The organism is Streptomyces sp. NBC_01210 (genome assembly GCF_036010325.1).
Lineage (GTDB): Bacteria > Actinomycetota > Actinomycetes > Streptomycetales > Streptomycetaceae > Streptomyces.
The window spans coordinates 1,447,401-1,463,618 of the sequence record NZ_CP108549.1; the positions used below are offsets into that span (position 1 = coordinate 1,447,401).

Annotated in this window: 16 protein-coding genes; 7 read left to right on the forward strand and 9 right to left on the reverse strand. The window is 70.2% G+C overall.

What is annotated here, in order from left to right; genetic code table 11:
* The first annotated feature begins 219 nt into the window (after positions 1-219).
* Together OG735_RS06410 and OG735_RS06415 are read left to right on the forward strand one after the other, a co-directional pair.
* Complete coding sequence (locus OG735_RS06410) at positions 220-2,340, forward strand: S9 family peptidase (RefSeq protein WP_327322162.1); 2,121 nt, start codon at positions 220-222, stop codon at positions 2,338-2,340.
* A 71-nt stretch (positions 2,341-2,411) separates the two neighbouring features.
* Complete coding sequence (locus OG735_RS06415) at positions 2,412-2,861, forward strand: Rieske (2Fe-2S) protein (RefSeq protein WP_327322163.1); 450 nt, start codon at positions 2,412-2,414, stop codon at positions 2,859-2,861.
* Here OG735_RS06415 and OG735_RS06420 read toward each other — a convergent pair.
* On the reverse strand, positions 2,848-3,498 hold the full coding sequence (locus OG735_RS06420; protein ID WP_327322164.1) for a cysteine hydrolase: 651 nt from the start codon (positions 3,496-3,498) through the stop codon (positions 2,848-2,850). The genes OG735_RS06415 and OG735_RS06420 overlap by 14 nt on opposite strands.
* 137 nt (positions 3,499-3,635) lie before the next feature.
* Between OG735_RS06420 and OG735_RS06425 the strand changes: the two genes are divergently transcribed.
* Positions 3,636-4,103, forward strand: coding sequence for a pyridoxamine 5'-phosphate oxidase family protein (locus OG735_RS06425; RefSeq protein WP_327322165.1), 468 nt, complete (start codon positions 3,636-3,638; stop codon positions 4,101-4,103).
* Between the two features lie 72 nt (positions 4,104-4,175).
* On the opposite strand, the gene OG735_RS06430 is transcribed toward OG735_RS06425, so the two are convergent.
* The gene (locus OG735_RS06430; protein ID WP_327322166.1) at positions 4,176-5,117 is read right to left on the reverse strand and encodes a LysR family transcriptional regulator; all 942 of its coding nucleotides are present in this window, start codon (positions 5,115-5,117) and stop codon (positions 4,176-4,178) included.
* 74 nt (positions 5,118-5,191) lie between these two features.
* Between OG735_RS06430 and OG735_RS06435 the strand changes: the two genes are divergently transcribed.
* Positions 5,192-6,160, forward strand: coding sequence for a DMT family transporter (locus OG735_RS06435; protein ID WP_442812586.1), 969 nt, complete (start codon positions 5,192-5,194; stop codon positions 6,158-6,160).
* Here OG735_RS06435 and OG735_RS06440 read toward each other — a convergent pair.
* Positions 6,151-7,482: an aminotransferase class I/II-fold pyridoxal phosphate-dependent enzyme gene (locus OG735_RS06440; RefSeq protein ID WP_327322168.1), complete on the reverse strand. Its 1,332-nt coding sequence runs from the start codon at positions 7,480-7,482 to the stop codon at positions 6,151-6,153. The genes OG735_RS06435 and OG735_RS06440 overlap by 10 nt on opposite strands.
* A gap of 23 nt (positions 7,483-7,505) precedes the next feature.
* Here OG735_RS06440 and OG735_RS06445 point away from each other — a divergent pair, with 23 nt between their 5' ends.
* Positions 7,506-8,174 (forward strand): pyridoxamine 5'-phosphate oxidase family protein, encoded by a 669-nt coding sequence (locus OG735_RS06445; RefSeq protein WP_327322169.1) that lies wholly within the window; start codon positions 7,506-7,508, stop codon positions 8,172-8,174.
* 69 nt (positions 8,175-8,243) lie between these two features.
* Here the strand turns inward: OG735_RS06445 and OG735_RS06450 are convergent, their stop codons facing one another.
* The 3 genes from OG735_RS06450 to OG735_RS06460 all read right to left on the reverse strand — a co-directional run bounded on the left by OG735_RS06450 (position 8,244) and on the right by OG735_RS06460 (position 10,985).
* On the reverse strand, positions 8,244-9,191 hold the full coding sequence (locus OG735_RS06450) for a DMT family transporter (RefSeq protein ID WP_327328221.1): 948 nt from the start codon (positions 9,189-9,191) through the stop codon (positions 8,244-8,246).
* A gap of 212 nt (positions 9,192-9,403) precedes the next feature.
* A complete protein-coding gene (locus OG735_RS06455) occupies positions 9,404-10,408 on the reverse strand; it encodes an EamA family transporter (RefSeq protein ID WP_327322170.1) in 1,005 nt (334 codons plus the stop codon).
* 31 nt (positions 10,409-10,439) lie between these two features.
* Positions 10,440-10,985, reverse strand: coding sequence for a Clp protease N-terminal domain-containing protein (locus OG735_RS06460; protein WP_327322171.1), 546 nt, complete (start codon positions 10,983-10,985; stop codon positions 10,440-10,442).
* A 263-nt stretch (positions 10,986-11,248) separates the two neighbouring features.
* Here OG735_RS06460 and OG735_RS06465 point away from each other — a divergent pair, with 263 nt between their 5' ends.
* Positions 11,249-11,677, forward strand: coding sequence for a type II toxin-antitoxin system Rv0910 family toxin (locus tag OG735_RS06465; RefSeq protein ID WP_327322172.1), 429 nt, complete (start codon positions 11,249-11,251; stop codon positions 11,675-11,677).
* A gap of 58 nt (positions 11,678-11,735) precedes the next feature.
* On the opposite strand, the gene OG735_RS06470 is transcribed toward OG735_RS06465, so the two are convergent.
* Positions 11,736-12,338 (reverse strand): PadR family transcriptional regulator, encoded by a 603-nt coding sequence (locus tag OG735_RS06470; protein ID WP_327322173.1) that lies wholly within the window; start codon positions 12,336-12,338, stop codon positions 11,736-11,738.
* 140 nt (positions 12,339-12,478) lie between these two features.
* Between OG735_RS06470 and OG735_RS06475 the strand changes: the two genes are divergently transcribed.
* Complete coding sequence (locus OG735_RS06475; RefSeq protein ID WP_327322174.1) at positions 12,479-13,300, forward strand: PhzF family phenazine biosynthesis protein; 822 nt, start codon at positions 12,479-12,481, stop codon at positions 13,298-13,300.
* Between the two features lie 75 nt (positions 13,301-13,375).
* Here OG735_RS06475 and OG735_RS06480 read toward each other — a convergent pair whose 3' ends face one another.
* Positions 13,376-14,176 carry a CPBP family intramembrane glutamic endopeptidase gene (locus OG735_RS06480; protein ID WP_327328222.1) on the reverse strand — a complete coding sequence of 267 codons (801 nt, stop codon included), beginning with the start codon at positions 14,174-14,176 and terminating at the stop codon, positions 13,376-13,378.
* A gap of 450 nt (positions 14,177-14,626) precedes the next feature.
* Positions 14,627-16,138: a glutamate-cysteine ligase family protein gene (locus OG735_RS06485; protein ID WP_327322175.1), complete on the reverse strand. Its 1,512-nt coding sequence runs from the start codon at positions 16,136-16,138 to the stop codon at positions 14,627-14,629.
* Positions 16,139-16,218: the final 80 nt, after the last annotated feature.

A 16,218-nucleotide genomic window follows, 5' to 3' on the forward strand; every position in this document is an offset into this window, starting at 1 on the left:
CGCCGACCGTCATCCATGGAGGCGCCGTTAGGTCACCAAGCATGACCCGACCCGTGCCGGCTCCGTCCGCGAGCGGTCCGCGCGGGAGGGCAGGGCAAGCGCCCGTGTCGGCAGCATGGACCAGCGGCCCCCGCAGCTCAGCCCTCGGGTCAGTTCTCCGGCCGGCGTGGGGAGAAAATTCGCTTGTCATGGCCTTTGCGGGGATGGCAAGGATGCCCCATGGATGACCACCTAAACGCCCAAGGATTCCCCCGCCAATTCGCCCGCACCAGGCGCTTCTCGCTCGGTGTCCCGCAGCGGTTCACGGTTTCGCCGGACGGTGCGCGCGTGCTGTTCGTACGCAGCACGGGCGGCACGGACCCGGTGAGCCGGCTGTGGCTGTACGAGGCGGGCGAGGAGCGGATACTCGCTGACCCGCCAACGCTCGGCGGCTCCACGGAGGAGGAGATTCCGGAGGCGGAGAAGGTCCGCAGGGAACGCGCCAGGGAGATGTCGTCGGGTGTGGTGGCGTACTCGACCGACCGGGAGGCCCGGGTCGTTGCCTTCGCGCTGGGCGGTCAACTCTGGGTCGTCCGCACGGACGGCGGAGAACCGCGCAGCATCACGGCCGCCGGACCGGTGGTGGACCCGCGCCCCGCCCCGGACGGTGCCTCGATCGCTTACGTCACCGGCGGCGCCCTCCATGTCGTACGGATCGACGGGACCGACGACCGGCTGCTGATCGCGCCGGAGGGGCCCGAGGTGACCTATGGGCTCTCCGACCATGTCTCGGCGGAGTCGATCGGACGGTCGCGAGGCTACTGGTGGTCGCCGGACAGCGACGCGTTGCTGGTCGCGCGGATCGACAACTCGCCGGTGCAGCGCCGGTACATCGCAGACCCGGCGAATCCGACGAAGCCGCCGAGGTCGATGCCGTATCCGGCGGCGGGGACGGCGAACGCGAAGGTGTCACTGCATATCGTCCGGCTGGACGGCGAGCGGGTTGGGGTAGAGATCCCGGCCGCCGCGAACGAGCACCACTACCCCGCGGCGTGGACCGACCCCGCCTTCGAGTACGTCACCACAGCAGGCTGGGACAGCCACGGCCCCCTGATCTCCGTGCAGACCCGCGACCAGCGCTCCGAGTACATCCTGACCGTGGACCCCGGAACCGGGGCGACGGAACTGCAGCACCACGCCCGCGACCACTTCTGGCTGTCGCTGCTGCCCGGCACCCCGGTTCGCCTCCCGTCGGGCACGCCCGTCATCCCGTGGTGCCGGGACGATACGCAGGGCCTGCGTATCGGGAGCACCCCCACCCCCGCCGGACTCCAGGTCCGTGAGGTCCTCGGCGCGGTCGGGGAGCGGGTCTTCTTCGCCGCCGGCGAGGAGCCGACCGAGACCCACGTCTGGTCGTACGACTCCGCCGCCGGCTTCGTCCGTGTCAGCGAGGGGCCGGGCGTCCACACCGCCGCGGTCGGCGGCGACACGGTCGTGCTGAACAGCAGGACGGACGACGGGCAGACCGTGACCGTGCTGCACGGCGGAGTGCCGGCCGGGCAGATCGCCGTGCTCGCCGAGGAGCCCCGGATCGTGCCGCGCCCGGTCTTCCTCACGCTCGGCGAGCGTCAGTTGCGCAGCCAGCTGTATCTCCCGTCCTGGTACGAGCCCGGCTCCGGCAAGCTGCCGGTACTCCTCAATCCGTACTCCGGGCACGGGATCCAGCTGGTGGTGCGGGCACGCGGCTGGTGGACGGCCGTCTCCCAGTGGTTCGCCGAGCAGGGCTTCGCCGTGCTGGTCACGGACGGCCGCGGCACTCCCGGCCGCGGCCGGGAGTGGGAGAAGTCCGTGTACGGCGACCGGCTGACGCCCGTCCTCGAGGACCAGATCGACGCGCTGCGCGAGGCCGCCGCCCACCACTCCGAGCTGAATCTGGACGCGGTGGCGATCCGCGGCTGGTCGTACGGCGGCTATCTCGCAGCCGGTGCCGTGCTGCGCCACCCCGAGGTCTTCCACACGGCGATCGCGGGCGGTGCCCCGACCGACCGCCGGCTCTACGACACGCACTGGGAGGAGCGGTTCCTCGGCCACCCGGACGTGACACCCGAGACCTACGAACGCTGCTCACTCGTCGCACACGCCCACACGTTGACCCGCCCGCTGCTGCTGGTGCACGGCATCGCCGACGACAATGTGACTGTCGCCCATATGCTGCGCTTCTCCTCCGCGCTGCTCGCCGCGGGCCGCCCGCACAGTGTGCTCCCGCTCTCCGGAGCGACCCATCTGGTCACCCAGGAAGACACAGCCAGCAATCTTCTGTCACTCGAGGTCGACTTCCTCAAGAAATCCTTGAGAATTTGAACATCTCGCCTCCGCTCCCCGTACCACGTCACGAACCGGCCGACGAAGCCGGCCGTTGAAAGGGAGCCAGCATGACCGGATCGCAGGGGCCCGCGCTGACCGTCGCCCGCCGTACCGTCGTCGCCGCGGTGGGCGGAGCCGGTCTCGCCGTCGCGCTGACCGCGTGCGGCGGCTCAGACGACGGCGGGCAGACGGTTGGCCAGAAGCCGGCCGGCGGCGAAGCAGGCGGGGACGTCGCCGGCAAGGTTCTCGCCAAAACCACGGACATCCCCGAGGGCGGCGGCAAGGTCATCGGCGATGTGGTGGTCACTCAGCCGAAGCCGGGCGAGTTCAAGGCGTTCTCGTCCAAGTGCACCCATCAGGGCTGCGCGGTGAAGGACGTCTCCAACGGCGCTATCCACTGCCCGTGCCACGGCAGCAAGTTCGACGCGGCGGACGGCAGCGTCAAGACCGGGCCGGCCACTTCCCCGCTGCCCGCCGCGTCGATCACCGTCGACGGAGGCTCGATCAAGCTCGTGTGATGCGGCGAGACCGTTTCCAGCAGGCGAGCACATCGGCGGTGGTGGTGATCGTGGCAACCAGCGCGAGCGTGTTGCGGATCATCGCGAGGGTGTAGTCGGAGGGGACCCCCGCAATGGCGTCGCCCGGAACGACCGCCGTATAGCCGAGGTTGACGGCGTCGAAGACGGCGTTGGGGATGGCGATGTTCGCCGAGACTCCGGTGATCAGCAGGCTGCGGCAGCCGAGGTTGCGCAGCAGGGCGTCGACGTCGGTGCCGGCGAGGGGCGACAGGCCGTGCAGTCTCCGTACGACGAGATCCTCGTCCGCGACCTCTATCGGCGCCGCGATACGGACGGCCGTCGTGCCGGAGTGCTGCTGGACGGGCAGCCGCCCGGCAGCCCGGAAAAGCCGGGCGTTGTGGTTGGCGCCTCGCCCGTCGGGCCGCCGCTCGGCGACGGCGTGCAGCACCTGCACACCGGCTTCATGAGCGCCCGCGACCAGACGTGACACGTTGAGGAGCGCGCCGGACGAACGGGCCACGGCGGCGAGTTCGGGCAGGGCGCTGTCCTTGCCGACGACACCCTGCTGGCACTCGACCGTGAGCAGCACCGTGCTGGTCGGGTCGAGCTGTTCCGCCAGCTGTTCGAAGGACGGCACAGTTCCTCCTCATCTCACTGGGACCGGGACTGGGACTGGGACTGGGACTGGGCGCGCGACAGTAACGGCCATTGCGTGATGGAGGAAGAGCCCCCATGATTTCTGACACTTGGTCAGCCAAAGGGAGGGGGCCGCTCATGGCCGTCACACAGCGCCGGGGCCGTCGCATCATGATGACGCCCGGCGAGCTTGACGAGTTCCTGGCCGAGCAGCGCACCTGCCGGGTGGCCACCGTTTCCGCGGACGGCCGTCCGCATGTGGGCGCATTGTGGTTCGCCTGGGACGGGACCTCACTGTGGCTGTACTCCATCACGCGCAGCCGCCGCTGGGCCGAACTACGGCACAACCCAAGGCTCGCTGTCGTGGTCGACGACGGCGAGGAGTACAGCGAGCTGCGCGGCGTCGAGCTCTCCGGCACCGCCGTCTTCGTCGGCGAGGCCCCGCGTACGGGTGAGCCGTGCCCCGAACTGGACGTGCCGGAAAGACTGTTCGCACGGAAGAACTTCGACATGGACGAGATGCCGCATGACGGCAGGCACGCCTGGCTGCAGCTGACTCCCGACGCGATCGCGTCCTGGGACTTCAGGAAGCTGTCGGCCCTCTGATCTGCCTCACGCAGCCGACTCGTCGGATGCCTCGGGTCCCTCGGGTCTGCCTGATCCGCCCGATCGGGCCGATCAGGCAGACCCGCCGGATCCAGCCGCACCGTCGGATCCCTCCGCAGCCGAAACGGCAGCCTCGCGCAGCGCCTCGACCGCCGCCCGGATCGACGGGCGGCGGTCCGCGTCGGCCCGCCACACCGCGTAGATATGCCTGCGCATCCGCTGTCGCACGGGTACCAGCCGCACACCCTCAGGCACCCAGCCCCGCCCGAGCCTGGGCGTGACGCACACCCCGAGCCCCGCCTCGATGAGCGCCAGCTGCGTATGGTGCTCCTCCGCCATATGCGCGATCCGCGGTTCGAAGCCCTTCGAGCGCAGCGTGAACATCAGCCAGTCGTAACAGAATTCGCCTTCCGGCCAGGACACCCAGTCGTCGTCGGCGAACTCCTCGAGATCCACCTCCGCCCGGCCCGCAAGAGGATGATCCGCGGGCATGGCCACATCAGGGACGTCATCGAGGAGATGGACCTGCGCGAGCCCGCCCGACACGGGCAGCCGCCTATTGCTCCAGTCGAGCACGACCGCGAGGTCGAGGTCACCCCTGATCACCTCTCTGATCGCCCGCTCGGGCTCCAACTCGCGTGAGCGGACGCGCAGTTCGGGGTGGGCTGCGCGCAAAGACGTCATTGCCGCCGGGAAGAGCCCGCGGGCGGCGGTCGGGAAGGCGCCCACTCTCACCTCTCCGACCGCCTCTCCTCGCTGCGCCTCGATATCGGACTGCGCAAGCTCGACCTGGGACAGGATGCGCGCGGCATGGTCGGCGAGCAGCCGGCCGGCGTCGGTGAGGCGAACGCCGCGGCCGTTCTTCGCCAGCAGCTGCTGGCCCACCTCCCGCTCGAGCTTCGCCATCTGCTGGGAGACCGCCGAGGTCGTCACATGCAAGCCGTCGGCCGCTCCGCTCACCGAGCCGTGGCGGGCCAGCGCATCGAGGGTCCGCAGGCGCTCCAGATTCAACATGTAAGCGATGCTACGTGAACAGCTCAAACAATTCTCGCTTGTCCTACGAGGTTGAAGCCGCGATGGTGGACGGCATGAGCACCGCCGTCCCCTCCCGGACCTCCTCGGCCCCCGCGCGCACACCCGTCGGCCCCGTACGCAGCCGACGAACCCTCGACTGGCGCATCAGGTTCGCGGTGCTCTCGACCGTCTGGGGCTTCAGCTTCCTGCTCATCAAGGTCGGCACCGGGGCGTACGCACCCTTTCAGGTCACCTTCGGCCGGCTCCTCTTCGGTACGGCGGTGCTGGCCGTCGCCATGGCCGTGCGACGGGAGCGGCTGCCGCGCGGGATCCGCACCTGGATGCATCTCGCCGTCGCGGCGTTCCTCCTCAACGCCCTGCCGTTCTCACTCTTCGCCTACTCCGAGCTGACGATCCCCTCGACGCTGGCCGGCATCTGCAACGCCACCTCACCGCTGTGGGGCATGGCCCTGTCCATGGTCGCGCTCTCCGAGGACCGGCCCACGCGCCGCCGGGTCGCCGGACTCGGCATCGGCTTCCTCGGCGTGCTGACCGTACTCGGCGCCTGGCAGGGCTTCTCCGGGCTCGACCTCACCGGCACGGCGATGGCCCTGCTCGCCTCGCTGAGCTATCCGATCGGCTGGATCTATGTGCGCCGCACCCTGGCCGGCAGCAGCAACTCCAACCTCTCCCTGACCGGCGCCCAGCTGTTCCTCGCGACGGTCCAACTCGCGGTGGTCACGCCGCTGTTCACCACATTGCCGACGTCCATCCCGTTCGTCCCGCTGCTCGCGGTGATCGCACTTGGTGCGCTGGGCACCGGCTTCGCGCTGCTCCTCCAGTACGGCCTGGTCGCCGAGGTCGGCCCGACGACCGCGCAGATGGTCACGTACTTCATCCCGGTCATCGCCACCGCGGCCGGCGTCGCGGTCCTGGACGAGCAACTGGGCTGGAACACCCCGGTGGGCGCGCTGATAGTCCTCGCGGGCGCGGCGCTCACCCAGAGCCGCCCGAAGGCGCCCGCACCTGCTGTTCAGCCGTAACTGCGTGCGGGCGCCGGACCGGTCGCCGACGCCACCGCGTCGGCGACCGGCCCGATGTCGTCCATCGCCAGGTCCGAGACGGTGATCCGCACAGCGGGAGGCGCCGCCATCCTGAACCGCGCCCCCGGCGCGACGGCCCAGCCGGCGTGCAACAGACGCGCCACCGCCCCCGTCTCGTCCGGGACAGGCACCCAGACATTCATCCCGCTGCGTCCATGAGCCTCGATCCCCCGCTCCGCCAGCGCCCGTACGAGCGCGTCGCGCCGTTCCCCGTACGAGCGCGCGACGGCCCGCGGATCCACGGCGTCCGACGCCCACAGGTGCACGACCGCGCGCTGCAGCAGCCTGCTGACCCAGCCTGGTCCGAGCCGCTGGCGTCCCATGACCCGGTCGACGGTGACTGCATCCCCGGTCAGCACGGCGACGCGCAGGTCAGGGCCGTAGGCCTTGGCCGTGGAGCGTACGAGGGCCCAGCTGTCCGTCACTCCGCCAAGGGGGTGCAGCGGCAGATCGACAATGGCGTGACCGTGGTCGTCCTCGATGAGCAGAATATGGGGGAACCGGGCGAGTACGGCCCGCAGTTCACGCGCCCGCGCCTCGCTCACCACGGCGCCGGTCGGGTTCTGCGCCCGGCCGGTGACGATCAGCGCCCTGGCACCTGCGGTCAGCGCCTTCTCCACCTCGCTCGCCAGCGGCCCGTCGTCGTCGAGTGCCACCGGCACGGGCTTCAGCCCGAGCGCCGGCACCAGGTCCAGCAGGCTTCCCCAGCCGGGGTCCTCGACGGCGACCGCGTCACCGGGCTTGAGATGTGCGGCGAGGACACGCTCGATGGCGTCCAGCGATCCGGAGGTGACGGCGACCGGGCCGTCGGGCACGCCGTCGTCGTCCATTCCGGCGCGCGCGAGCCGAGCGAACTCCGCGTCGACGGGCGCCTGTCCGTACAGTCCGGGCTCCTCCGCATTGCGCCGGGCCGCGGCGGCGAGCGCATCGTGCAGCGGTGGCAGCAGCGCGGGGTCCGGATTCCCCTGACCCAGGTCCCGTACGCCCGGTGGCGCCTCGACCCGGATGGTTCCGCGCGCGGTGCTGGCCGGCCGCGGGCGCACCCGACTGCCCTTGCGCCCCGAGGTCTCGATCACTCCGCGGTCGCGCAGAGTCCGATACGCGGACGCGACGGTGTTCGGGTTGACACCAAGCTCGGTCGCCAACTCCCTCATGGGTGGCAGCAGTTGACCTGGTTCCAGCTCACCCGCGCCGACCGCGCGCTCAACGCTCGCGGCAATCTCCGATGCACGCCGTCCGGCGATCCGATACTCTCCTAGCACAAACAGGATTATGCACTAGTGCAATGGAGTACGCAATGCCGGACGCCTACGAGCCGACCGATCGCACCGTCCCCACACGCGCCCGGGAGCGCGCCGCGTACGACCGCGAGCAGGTCCACTCGATACTCGACGAGGCGTACGTCTGCCATCTCGGCTTCGTACGCGACGGCGCGCCCGTCGTCCTGCCGACGCTCTATGCCCGGGTCGACGATCACCTGTATGTGCACGGCTCGACGGGTTCGCGCCCGCTGCGCATGGCGGGCGAGGCCGACCCGGGCCTCGCCGTCTGCCTCACGGTCACCCATGTCGACGGCCTGGTCCTGGCCCGCTCCGCCTTCCACCACTCGCTCAACTACCGCTCGGTCGTCGTCCACGGTACGGCTCACCAGGTCACCGACCCCGAGGAGAAGCGCGCGGCTCTGGACGCCCTGGTGGACCACGTCGTGGCGGGCCGCTCACGTGACTCGCGCCCGGCGAACGCGAAGGAGCTGGCGGCGACGGCGGTCCTGCGCCTGGACCTGACGGAGGTCTCCGCCAAGATCCGCACCGGCGGCCCGAACGACGACCCGGAGGACGCGACACTCCCTTACTGGACGGGGGTGGTCCCACTGCTCACCGCGTACGGCACCCCGATCCCGGCGCAGGATCTCGACGGCTCGATCGCGGTCCCGGAGTACCTTTCGGCACGCTGACGGGCACGCCCGGTCGGCGAGCGCGGTGCAGGGTGCGGGGCCTTTGCCCCCCGCACCCTGCACCGGCCGCTACGCCGGCGCCGCCGCCCTTCTCCGTACCGCCGCGACCCGCGCCTCCGCCACCGCGAGCCCCGCCACCGCCGCCAGCAGCAACAACGTCCCCACCACTGTCGCCGCCGTCAGCTGCTCGTCCAGCGCCGTCACCGCGATGGCGGCCGCGCTCACCGGCTCCAGCAGCATGATCACCGAGACCGTCGCGGCCCGGACGACGGCCGCCCCCGCGAAGTAGAGCGCGTAGGCGAGAGCCGTCGGCACCGCCGCCACATACACCAGCAGCCAGATCACACGCCCTAGTTCGGCCGTGTGCGGCAGCAGCCCCTCGCCGATCGCCATCGGCAGCAGCCCCACCGACCCGATCGCGAACGCCCACGCCGTCGTGGAGAGCGAATCGCCACCGCCGTCACGACCGAGCCAACGCGTCAGCAGAGTGATCGCCGCATACCCGGCCGCGGAGAGCACCGCGAGCGCGATCCCGACCGGTCGCACCGTCCCGCCCCCGCCGCCCAGCACCAGGACCATCAGACCCACCAGCGCCCCGGTCACGGCGATGACGCCGCCCCGCCCGAGCCGCTCCCCCATCGTCAGCCGCGCGCCCACCGCGATGAGCACAGGGCCCGCGCCCAGCGTGACGACCGTGCCCACCGCGAGGCCGGTGGCCTGGACGGCCGCGAAGTAGGCGCTCTGGAAGACGGTGAGCCCGATCCCCGTAGCGAGAATCCGCAGCAGCCGCCGGCGCCGCGGTTCCGCAGGACTCCCGGGAGCGCCATCCGCCGTGGCCTGCCGCGCCCGCCAGACCAGCGCGCCCAGCAGTAGTACGAGTCCGCCCGCGCAGCGCCAGAACGACAGCGCCAGCGGACCCATGTCGCTCACCCGGAAGACCAGCGAGGCGGCCGCGCCCGCGGTCCCCCACGCCACTCCGGCGACGATCAGATACAGGAGGCTCCGCCCGACGGGCAATGGCACGCCGACAGCGGGAGCGGAAGAAAGAGGGGTGGAAAGATCCGACACGTGACTTCTCCATGTGAAGAACGGGATGGTGGCCGCTTCGCTCCGTCACGCGGGCAGCGACAAACCGCTCGGGGACACCCCGAGCCCGGTCTTCGTCAGAGAACTGCCGCCCGCGCTAGGCGGCAGGAGGCGGAAGTACGGTCGAATGCATGATCGCCACCTTACGGCGCCGTCTGCGGGACCGACAACTCCGCCCGGGCCCCGGCCGACTCGGCCGGCCCGCCCTCCGGCCCACCGCCCGCCACCGGCCCGGACGGCGCCTTCGGTGCCTGCGACTGCGCGATGAACGCTCCCACCAGAACCATCGCGCCGCCGAAGATCTGCGGCGCCGACAGATGCTCCCGCAGCAGCACCCACGCCAGTACGGTCGCGATGACTGCCTCCAGGCACGCCACCACGCCCGCCACCTGTGGCGACAGCTTGCGCACCGAGAGAACTCCAGTGACATACGCGACCACCGTGGCGATCAGTACGACCCAGCCGAGCAGCAGCGCCGCGGGCAACTGCGTACCACCCAGGTCCGCACTGCCGCCCAGCAGGGACCAGTCCATGCCCCACGGGCGCGCCACCACGGTCAGCACCACCGTGCCGATGAGCAGTCCGTACGCGATCACACCCAGCGGATCCGCCGGGTCGTCCCCGTCGCTGCCCTGGTCGGCCAGGACGAAATAGCCGACCTGGCAGCATGCTGCGGCCAGTGCGAGCATCAGCCCGAAGGCGTCGAAGGTGAGCCCCGCCCACACCTCCACAACGCAGGCGAGACCGCCGACGGCGAGCACCACACCGACGGCCGCGGCCCGGGTGACGGGCCTGCGCTGGACGAAGCGGACCCAGCCGAGGAGAAGCGCGGGCCCGAGGTATTCGACGAGCAGCGCGACACCGACCGGGATCCGGGAGATCGCCGCGAAGTAGCAGGCCTGTACGCCCGCGACGGCGAGAAGCCCGAAGCCGACCAGCAGTGCGGGCCTGCGCAGCACCAGGTCACGGTGGCGCCAGGCAACCGGCAGCATGACCAGCGCGGAACCGGCCACTCGCAGCCACACCACATGCAGCGGGTCGAGACCCGCTTCGATCAGCGGCTTGGCCGCGACACCTGATCCACCGAATGCGAACGCCGAGCCCAGGGCGAGTCCCAGGCCGGCGCTCCTTCCCTGAGACGCGTGCATCGGCACATCATGTCAGCGGGAGTCAGGACCGTCACCCCTGTGACACATGTCGAGACATCTCGGCTATCCGCCCGGCCAGCAGCGCCGCGTCCACCCCGGCCCGCCCGAGGACCTCCACCGCCCGGCTCTCGCGATCCACGGCGAGGCAGGCGAGCAGATCAATGCCGCGGACCCGTGCGTCGCCGCGCAGATCGGCCCGCTGCAGCGCGCCCTCCATGGCGGTGACCGCCGACGGCGACCACCGCGAGACATCCGCATCCGCCCCCCGCACAACGGGAACCGTGCCGGAATCCTCCACCGAACCCTGCCAGCGCAGGCCGTATCCGATGCTGCGCTGCACGAGATAGCCGAGCACCCGCGCGACCTGAGGCGCGTCGCCGACGACGGTCCGCACCTCGGGGTCCGACTCGATCAGCGAGTGCAGCAGATGAGCCGTGTCGGTCTGCCGGTCGCCGTCACGCAGCGCCCTTCTGCGCGCACCCGCGACCACCGAAGCCAGCTCCACGGTGAGCCTGGCGTCGAGCTCTGTACGGGTGGCGGCGGGCTGCTGAGGCACCCGCGGGGTAGGGCTTTGCACATCTCCCACCCCATCAGTTCGCCAAGGCCCGAGCGTCCCCGCCTGGTCCCATTTCCGCATCCCGCGGAAGTTGGGCACGCACGACCGGTTTCTCCTCCCTACGGATGAGATCCCGCCAGTTCTCCCTGAGGGGAGCGCGCCGCCTTGCCATCCGATTCCACAGTCACCGCATCGACCGAATCTGACTGTTCATCAGTATTGAATGTTCGGACTGGTACGGCTACGTTCCGCGACACCGTAACCCGACGAGAAGGGGTGGTCGTATGGCCGAAGTCAGTGCCGAGGCCCGTATCGAAGCGCCGGCCGAGAAGGTCTGGGCCCAGCTGACGGACTTCACCACCTACGGCCAGTGGAACGCCACCCACACCAGCTTCCCCATGGGCGGCCCGGGAACGCTGGAACTGGGAGCCACGTACGAGGAGAACATGAAGCTCATGGGCTTTCCCGCCGAAGTGGCCTGGACCGTGGACGAGTTCGAGGCCGGCCGGGTGCTGGGAATCAAGGGCAAGGGCCCGATGGGCGTCAGCGTCGGCAACCGCTACACGCTCACCCCTGACGGTGACGCGACGCAGGTCCGGATCGACGGAGAGTTCACCGGCGCCGCCGTGTCACTGATGGCCGGCAAGCTCAAGGACTCGGCGACCGCCGCGCTGAACGAATCGCTGCGCAAGCTGGGCGGGCTGATCGCCTGACGCCAGACGCGCGATGAGGGCCCCGCACGGCTGTGCGGGGCCCTCATCGCGCCACGAGTCAGTGCTCGTCGGCGAGGATCAGATAGAGCTTCTTACGGGCTTCATTGATGACGGCGACGGCCTTCTGCCGCTGCTCGGTGGTACCGGTCTTCCAGACCTGGCCGAACGCCTCCATCAGGCCGAACCCGGCCTGCCGGATCTCGTTGACCGTCTCCCAGTCAACTCCACGCCCGGCCTCTTCCCACGGGGCCTCCGGCCCCGATTCGGCCTCGGTACGCCCCGAGTCGGTGAGCGTGAACAGCTTCTTGCCGCCCTCGCTCTCACTGGTGATCAGGCCTTCGTCCTCGAGCAGCTGGAGCGTCGGGTAGACCGAGCCGGGGCTGGGCCGCCAGGCCCCGCCGCTGCGCTCGCCGATCTCCTGGATCATCTCGTAACCGTGCATCGGCCGGTCCTTCAGCAGCGCCAGGATCGAGGCACGCACATCACCACGCCGCGCCCTCCCCCTGCCACCGCCACGACCGCGCCCGCCCCCGAAAGGCCCACCGAACGGCGGTCCGAACGGACCGAATGCCGCGCGCCGCCCCTCGAAGTCGCCCCGACCCTGATGGCCGGGCCCGCAGTGCCCATGCCCGTGTCCTTGACCGTGTCCATGTGAACGCATCGCTACGCTCCTTCCATCGTTGATCTGTCGCGATGCGTCAACGATATATCGGAATGCATCGCCTGACAACACCCCCAATCGGTCCAGCGACCCCGAATTGGCCTTGGCCTGCGGCTTTGCCCCGCCCGTACGGTCACGGCATGCGGATTCGAATCGTCGACGCCTTCACCGACCGTCCCTTCGCCGGCAACCCCGCCGGGGTCCTGCTGCTGGACTCCGACCGCTTCCCCGACGACTCCTGGCTCCAGCAGGTGGCGACGGAGGTGAACCTTTCGGAGACCGCCTTCGCCCATCCCCTCCCCTCCGGCGGCGAGGCCGACTGGGCGCTGCGCTGGTTCACACCGACCACCGAGGTCGACATGTGCGGCCACGCCACGCTGGCCACCGCACACGTCCTGCACACCACGGGCACCGCGAGCGGCACGGTTCGCTTCGCCGCACGCTGCGGCATCCTGACCGCCACCGCCCACGAGGACGACACGCTCACCCTCGGCTTCCCCACGTCCCCGCTCACCGCGGCCGACATCCCGGACGGCGTCGCCGACGCACTGGGCGCGAAGGTGGTCTCGGTCCATGACACGGGCGCGCACATCGGCGATCTGCTGGTCGAGCTGGCCGACGAGCGGACCGTACGCGCGCTGACGCCGGACTTCCCCGCCCTCGTGGCGCACTCGGAGCGCGGCATCATCGTCACGGCCGCCGCCGAGGACCCGGTCTCCGGCTACGACTATGTCTCGCGCGGCTTCTTCCCGCGGGTCGGCATCGACGAGGACCCGGTGACGGGCAGCGCGCACACTGCCCTCGCGCCTTTCTGGTCGGCGCGCATCGGCCGCAGCGAACTGACCGGGCTTCAGGCCTCCGCCCGCTCCGGCCTGGTCCGCACCTCCCTGCGCGGCGAGCGCACCCTGCTGAACGGCCGAGCCGTGACCGTCATCGACGGCGAACTGCTCACCACACCCTGACAACGGGAAACGCCAGGCCGCACACAGCAAGGGGCGTACGGCACTCGCCGCACGCCCCTCTATGCCCACCGCCGGTCACGGAGTGGGCAGCCACCCCACCTTCCCGGCCAGCAGCGCGTAGCCGACGAATGCCACGATGTCGAGCAGCGCATGCGCCACCACCAGTGGCCCGACCCGGCCCCACCGCCGGTAGAGCAGCACAAACACCACACCCATCACCATGTTGCCGACGAAGCCGCCGATGCCCTGGTAGAGGTGGTACGAGCCGCGCAGCACCGAACTCGCCACCAGTGCGGCCATCGGCGTCCAGCCCAACTGCCCGAGTCTGCGCAGCAGATACCCGACGACGATCACCTCCTCCAGTACGGAGTTCTGGATCGCCGAGAGGATCAGCACCGGGTACTTCCACCACACCTCGGGCAGCGCTTCGGGCACCACGGTGAGGTTGAATCCGGCGGCCCGCGCCACGAGGTAGAAGGCCAGCCCGGCGCCGCCGATGCCTGCCGCGATCAGCGCGCCCCGCCCCAGATCGGACCAGGGTCTGGTCCGGTCGAAGCCGATCGACCGCAGACCGGCGCCCTCCCGCAGCAGCAGATGCGCGACGAGCAGGACGGGCACCAGCGCCGTCGCGATATCGAAGAGCTGCCAGGCGAGATCGAGCCACGGCCGCCCGGGGGCGTACGACTTGTTGAGCGTCGCCGCCTGGTCCTTGAGACCACCCGGTTTCGTCACCGAACCGACAAAGCTGATCAGCGCCGACACTCCGCTTGCGCCCAGCGAGAGCGCCAGTACGAGAAGCGTCTCGGACCGCAAGATCCTTCGCGACATGACCTCTCGAGGAAGAGAATCAGCCACGCGTCCCGCCTCCGCCTGCACACCTGCCTCCAGTTGAGTAATCCGCCTCATCCCCATCCTCGCCCCGCCAGGGTCTCGAATACAGGTACGAAAATCGCGCGCGACAGGCCGGCGACGAGCGTCACTGCGATGACGCCGGTCCCCTTTTCCTTACTCATCGTTCAACGAGGGGCACCACCGCATGTGACGTCACAGCTTGCCCGACGACGACCCGACGGACGCAGGCAGGTCCCGGCCGCGCGTGCGCCGTCGCACGGTCGCCATCGCCACGATGCTCGTCCTCGCGGCAGCCGCGGGGAAACGGGAATCGCCGCGCAGAGCGACCCCCGGACGCCGACCACCAGGAGGTCGGCCGGATCGCCAAGGCCACGGGCGGCGCCGGGTACCAGGTGAACGACCCCGCCGAGATCCGGGCCGTGATCCTCGAAGCGATCATGGCGGTCGGGCAGACGGGCAGACGGGGCAAGCCGCTCAGGAGTGAGGGCCGGGGAATCCGACGGGCCAGGTGTGCACCGGCTCGCCCTCGTGCATCAGCTCGCAGTAGCGGCGGGTGGTGGCCGCGAGGGCGGCGTCCCGCTCCAGTCCGGCCTCCAACGCCCGGTGGTAGGTCTCCGCCTGCCACGAAGCCCCGTTCACACGCCGTCTGCACCGCTCCTCGATCACGCCGAGGTAGAAGTCGCGGTCCGCGGGCTCGACATGCCAGGCATCGAGCCCCGCCGCGGCCAGCGGCAGCAGTTCGTCGCGTACGAGTTTGACGGCCGGCACCTGCGTGATACCGCCGGCCCGGCCGGGCCGCGGCCACAGAAGCTCTGCGTCGATGCCGTGTCGGCACGCGGTGTCGAAGTTCTCGGCCGCGGCGGCGAAGGGCAGCCGGGTCCACACCGGCCTGGCCTCCTCGGCGAGCGCACGCACGAGCCCGTAGTAGAAGGCGACATTGGCGATCACATCGGTGACCGTGGGGCCGGCGGGCAGCACGCGGTTCTCCACCCGCAGATGCGGTACGCCGTCGGCGACTCCGTACACCGGCCGGTTCCAGCGGTAGACCGTGCCGTTGTGCAGGACGAGCTCCTGCAGTCCGGGCACACCGCCGTCGTCGAGCACCCGCAGCGGGTCCTCGTCGCCGCAGATCGGCAGCAGGGCCGGAAAGTAGCGCAGGTTCTCCGCGAAGAGGTCGTACGCCGATTCCACCCACCGCTCGCCGAACCAGGTCCGCGGCCGTACGCCCTGGGCCTGGAGCTCGGGCGGGCGGGTGTCGGTGGCCTGCTGGAACAGGGGTGGCCGCGATTCGCGCCACAGCTCCTTGCCGAACAGGAAGGGCGAGTTGGCGCCGACCGCGATCTGTACGGCGGCCACCATCTGCGCGGCGTTCCACACATCCGCGAAGCGTTCGGGCGTCACCTGGAGGTGCAACTGCACGGAGGTGCAGGCGGCTTCGGGAACGATCGACGACGAGGTGCAGCTCAGCCGCTCCACGCCCTCGATGTCGAGCGCGAAGTCCTCGCCCCGTGCGGCGACGATCTGCTCGTTGAGCAGCTTGTACCGGTCGACGTCCGAGAGGTTCGCGGAGACCAGGTCGTGCTGGGCGAGCGTCGGAAGAATTCCGATCATCACGATCCCCGTGCCGACCTCGTTCGCTTTGCGGTGGGCATATCCGAGGCCCGTGCGCAACTCCTCGGCAAGTTGATCGAGTACGCGCCCGCCCAGCCGGTGCGGAACGATATTTACTTCCAGATTGAACATGCCGAGCTCGGTCTGGAAATCATGGCTCGCGATACGCTCCAGCACTTCCTTATTCATCATCCGCGGCAGCCCGTCGGCACCTGCGAGATTCAGCTCGATCTCCAGCCCCATGAGATTTTTGGGCCGGTCGAACCTCTTCTCGGCCAGCAGTCGGCCCAGTCCCGCGAGGCACTGCTGCAACTTCCTCCGGTACCTTTGCCGATCGGACAGGTCGGTTCCGCCTGCCACGACCTTCTCCCCCATCGAAGCGTCCTTCCTCGAGTGGGCACCACGCAGCATCGACCGCTCGCGTCTCGGACGATAATGCCCAGACCGACTGATCC

Coding starts and splice junctions, on each gene's coding strand:
- OG735_RS06410 (WP_327322162.1), top strand. CDS start 220: ATGGATGACCACCTAAACGCCCAAGGATTCCCCCGCCAATTCGCCCGC.
- OG735_RS06435 (WP_442812586.1), top strand. CDS start 5,192: ATGAGCACCGCCGTCCCCTCCCGGACCTCCTCGGCCCCCGCGCGCACA.
- OG735_RS06425 (WP_327322165.1), top strand. CDS start 3,636: ATGGCCGTCACACAGCGCCGGGGCCGTCGCATCATGATGACGCCCGGC.
- OG735_RS06430 (WP_327322166.1), bottom strand. CDS start 5,117: ATGTTGAATCTGGAGCGCCTGCGGACCCTCGATGCGCTGGCCCGCCAC.
- OG735_RS06445 (WP_327322169.1), top strand. CDS start 7,506: ATGGAGTACGCAATGCCGGACGCCTACGAGCCGACCGATCGCACCGTC.
- OG735_RS06415 (WP_327322163.1), top strand. CDS start 2,412: ATGACCGGATCGCAGGGGCCCGCGCTGACCGTCGCCCGCCGTACCGTC.
- OG735_RS06455 (WP_327322170.1), bottom strand. CDS start 10,408: ATGCACGCGTCTCAGGGAAGGAGCGCCGGCCTGGGACTCGCCCTGGGC.
- OG735_RS06475 (WP_327322174.1), top strand. CDS start 12,479: ATGCGGATTCGAATCGTCGACGCCTTCACCGACCGTCCCTTCGCCGGC.
- OG735_RS06470 (WP_327322173.1), bottom strand. CDS start 12,338: ATGCGTTCACATGGACACGGTCAAGGACACGGGCATGGGCACTGCGGG.
- OG735_RS06485 (WP_327322175.1), bottom strand. CDS start 16,138: ATGGGGGAGAAGGTCGTGGCAGGCGGAACCGACCTGTCCGATCGGCAA.
- OG735_RS06465 (WP_327322172.1), top strand. CDS start 11,249: ATGGCCGAAGTCAGTGCCGAGGCCCGTATCGAAGCGCCGGCCGAGAAG.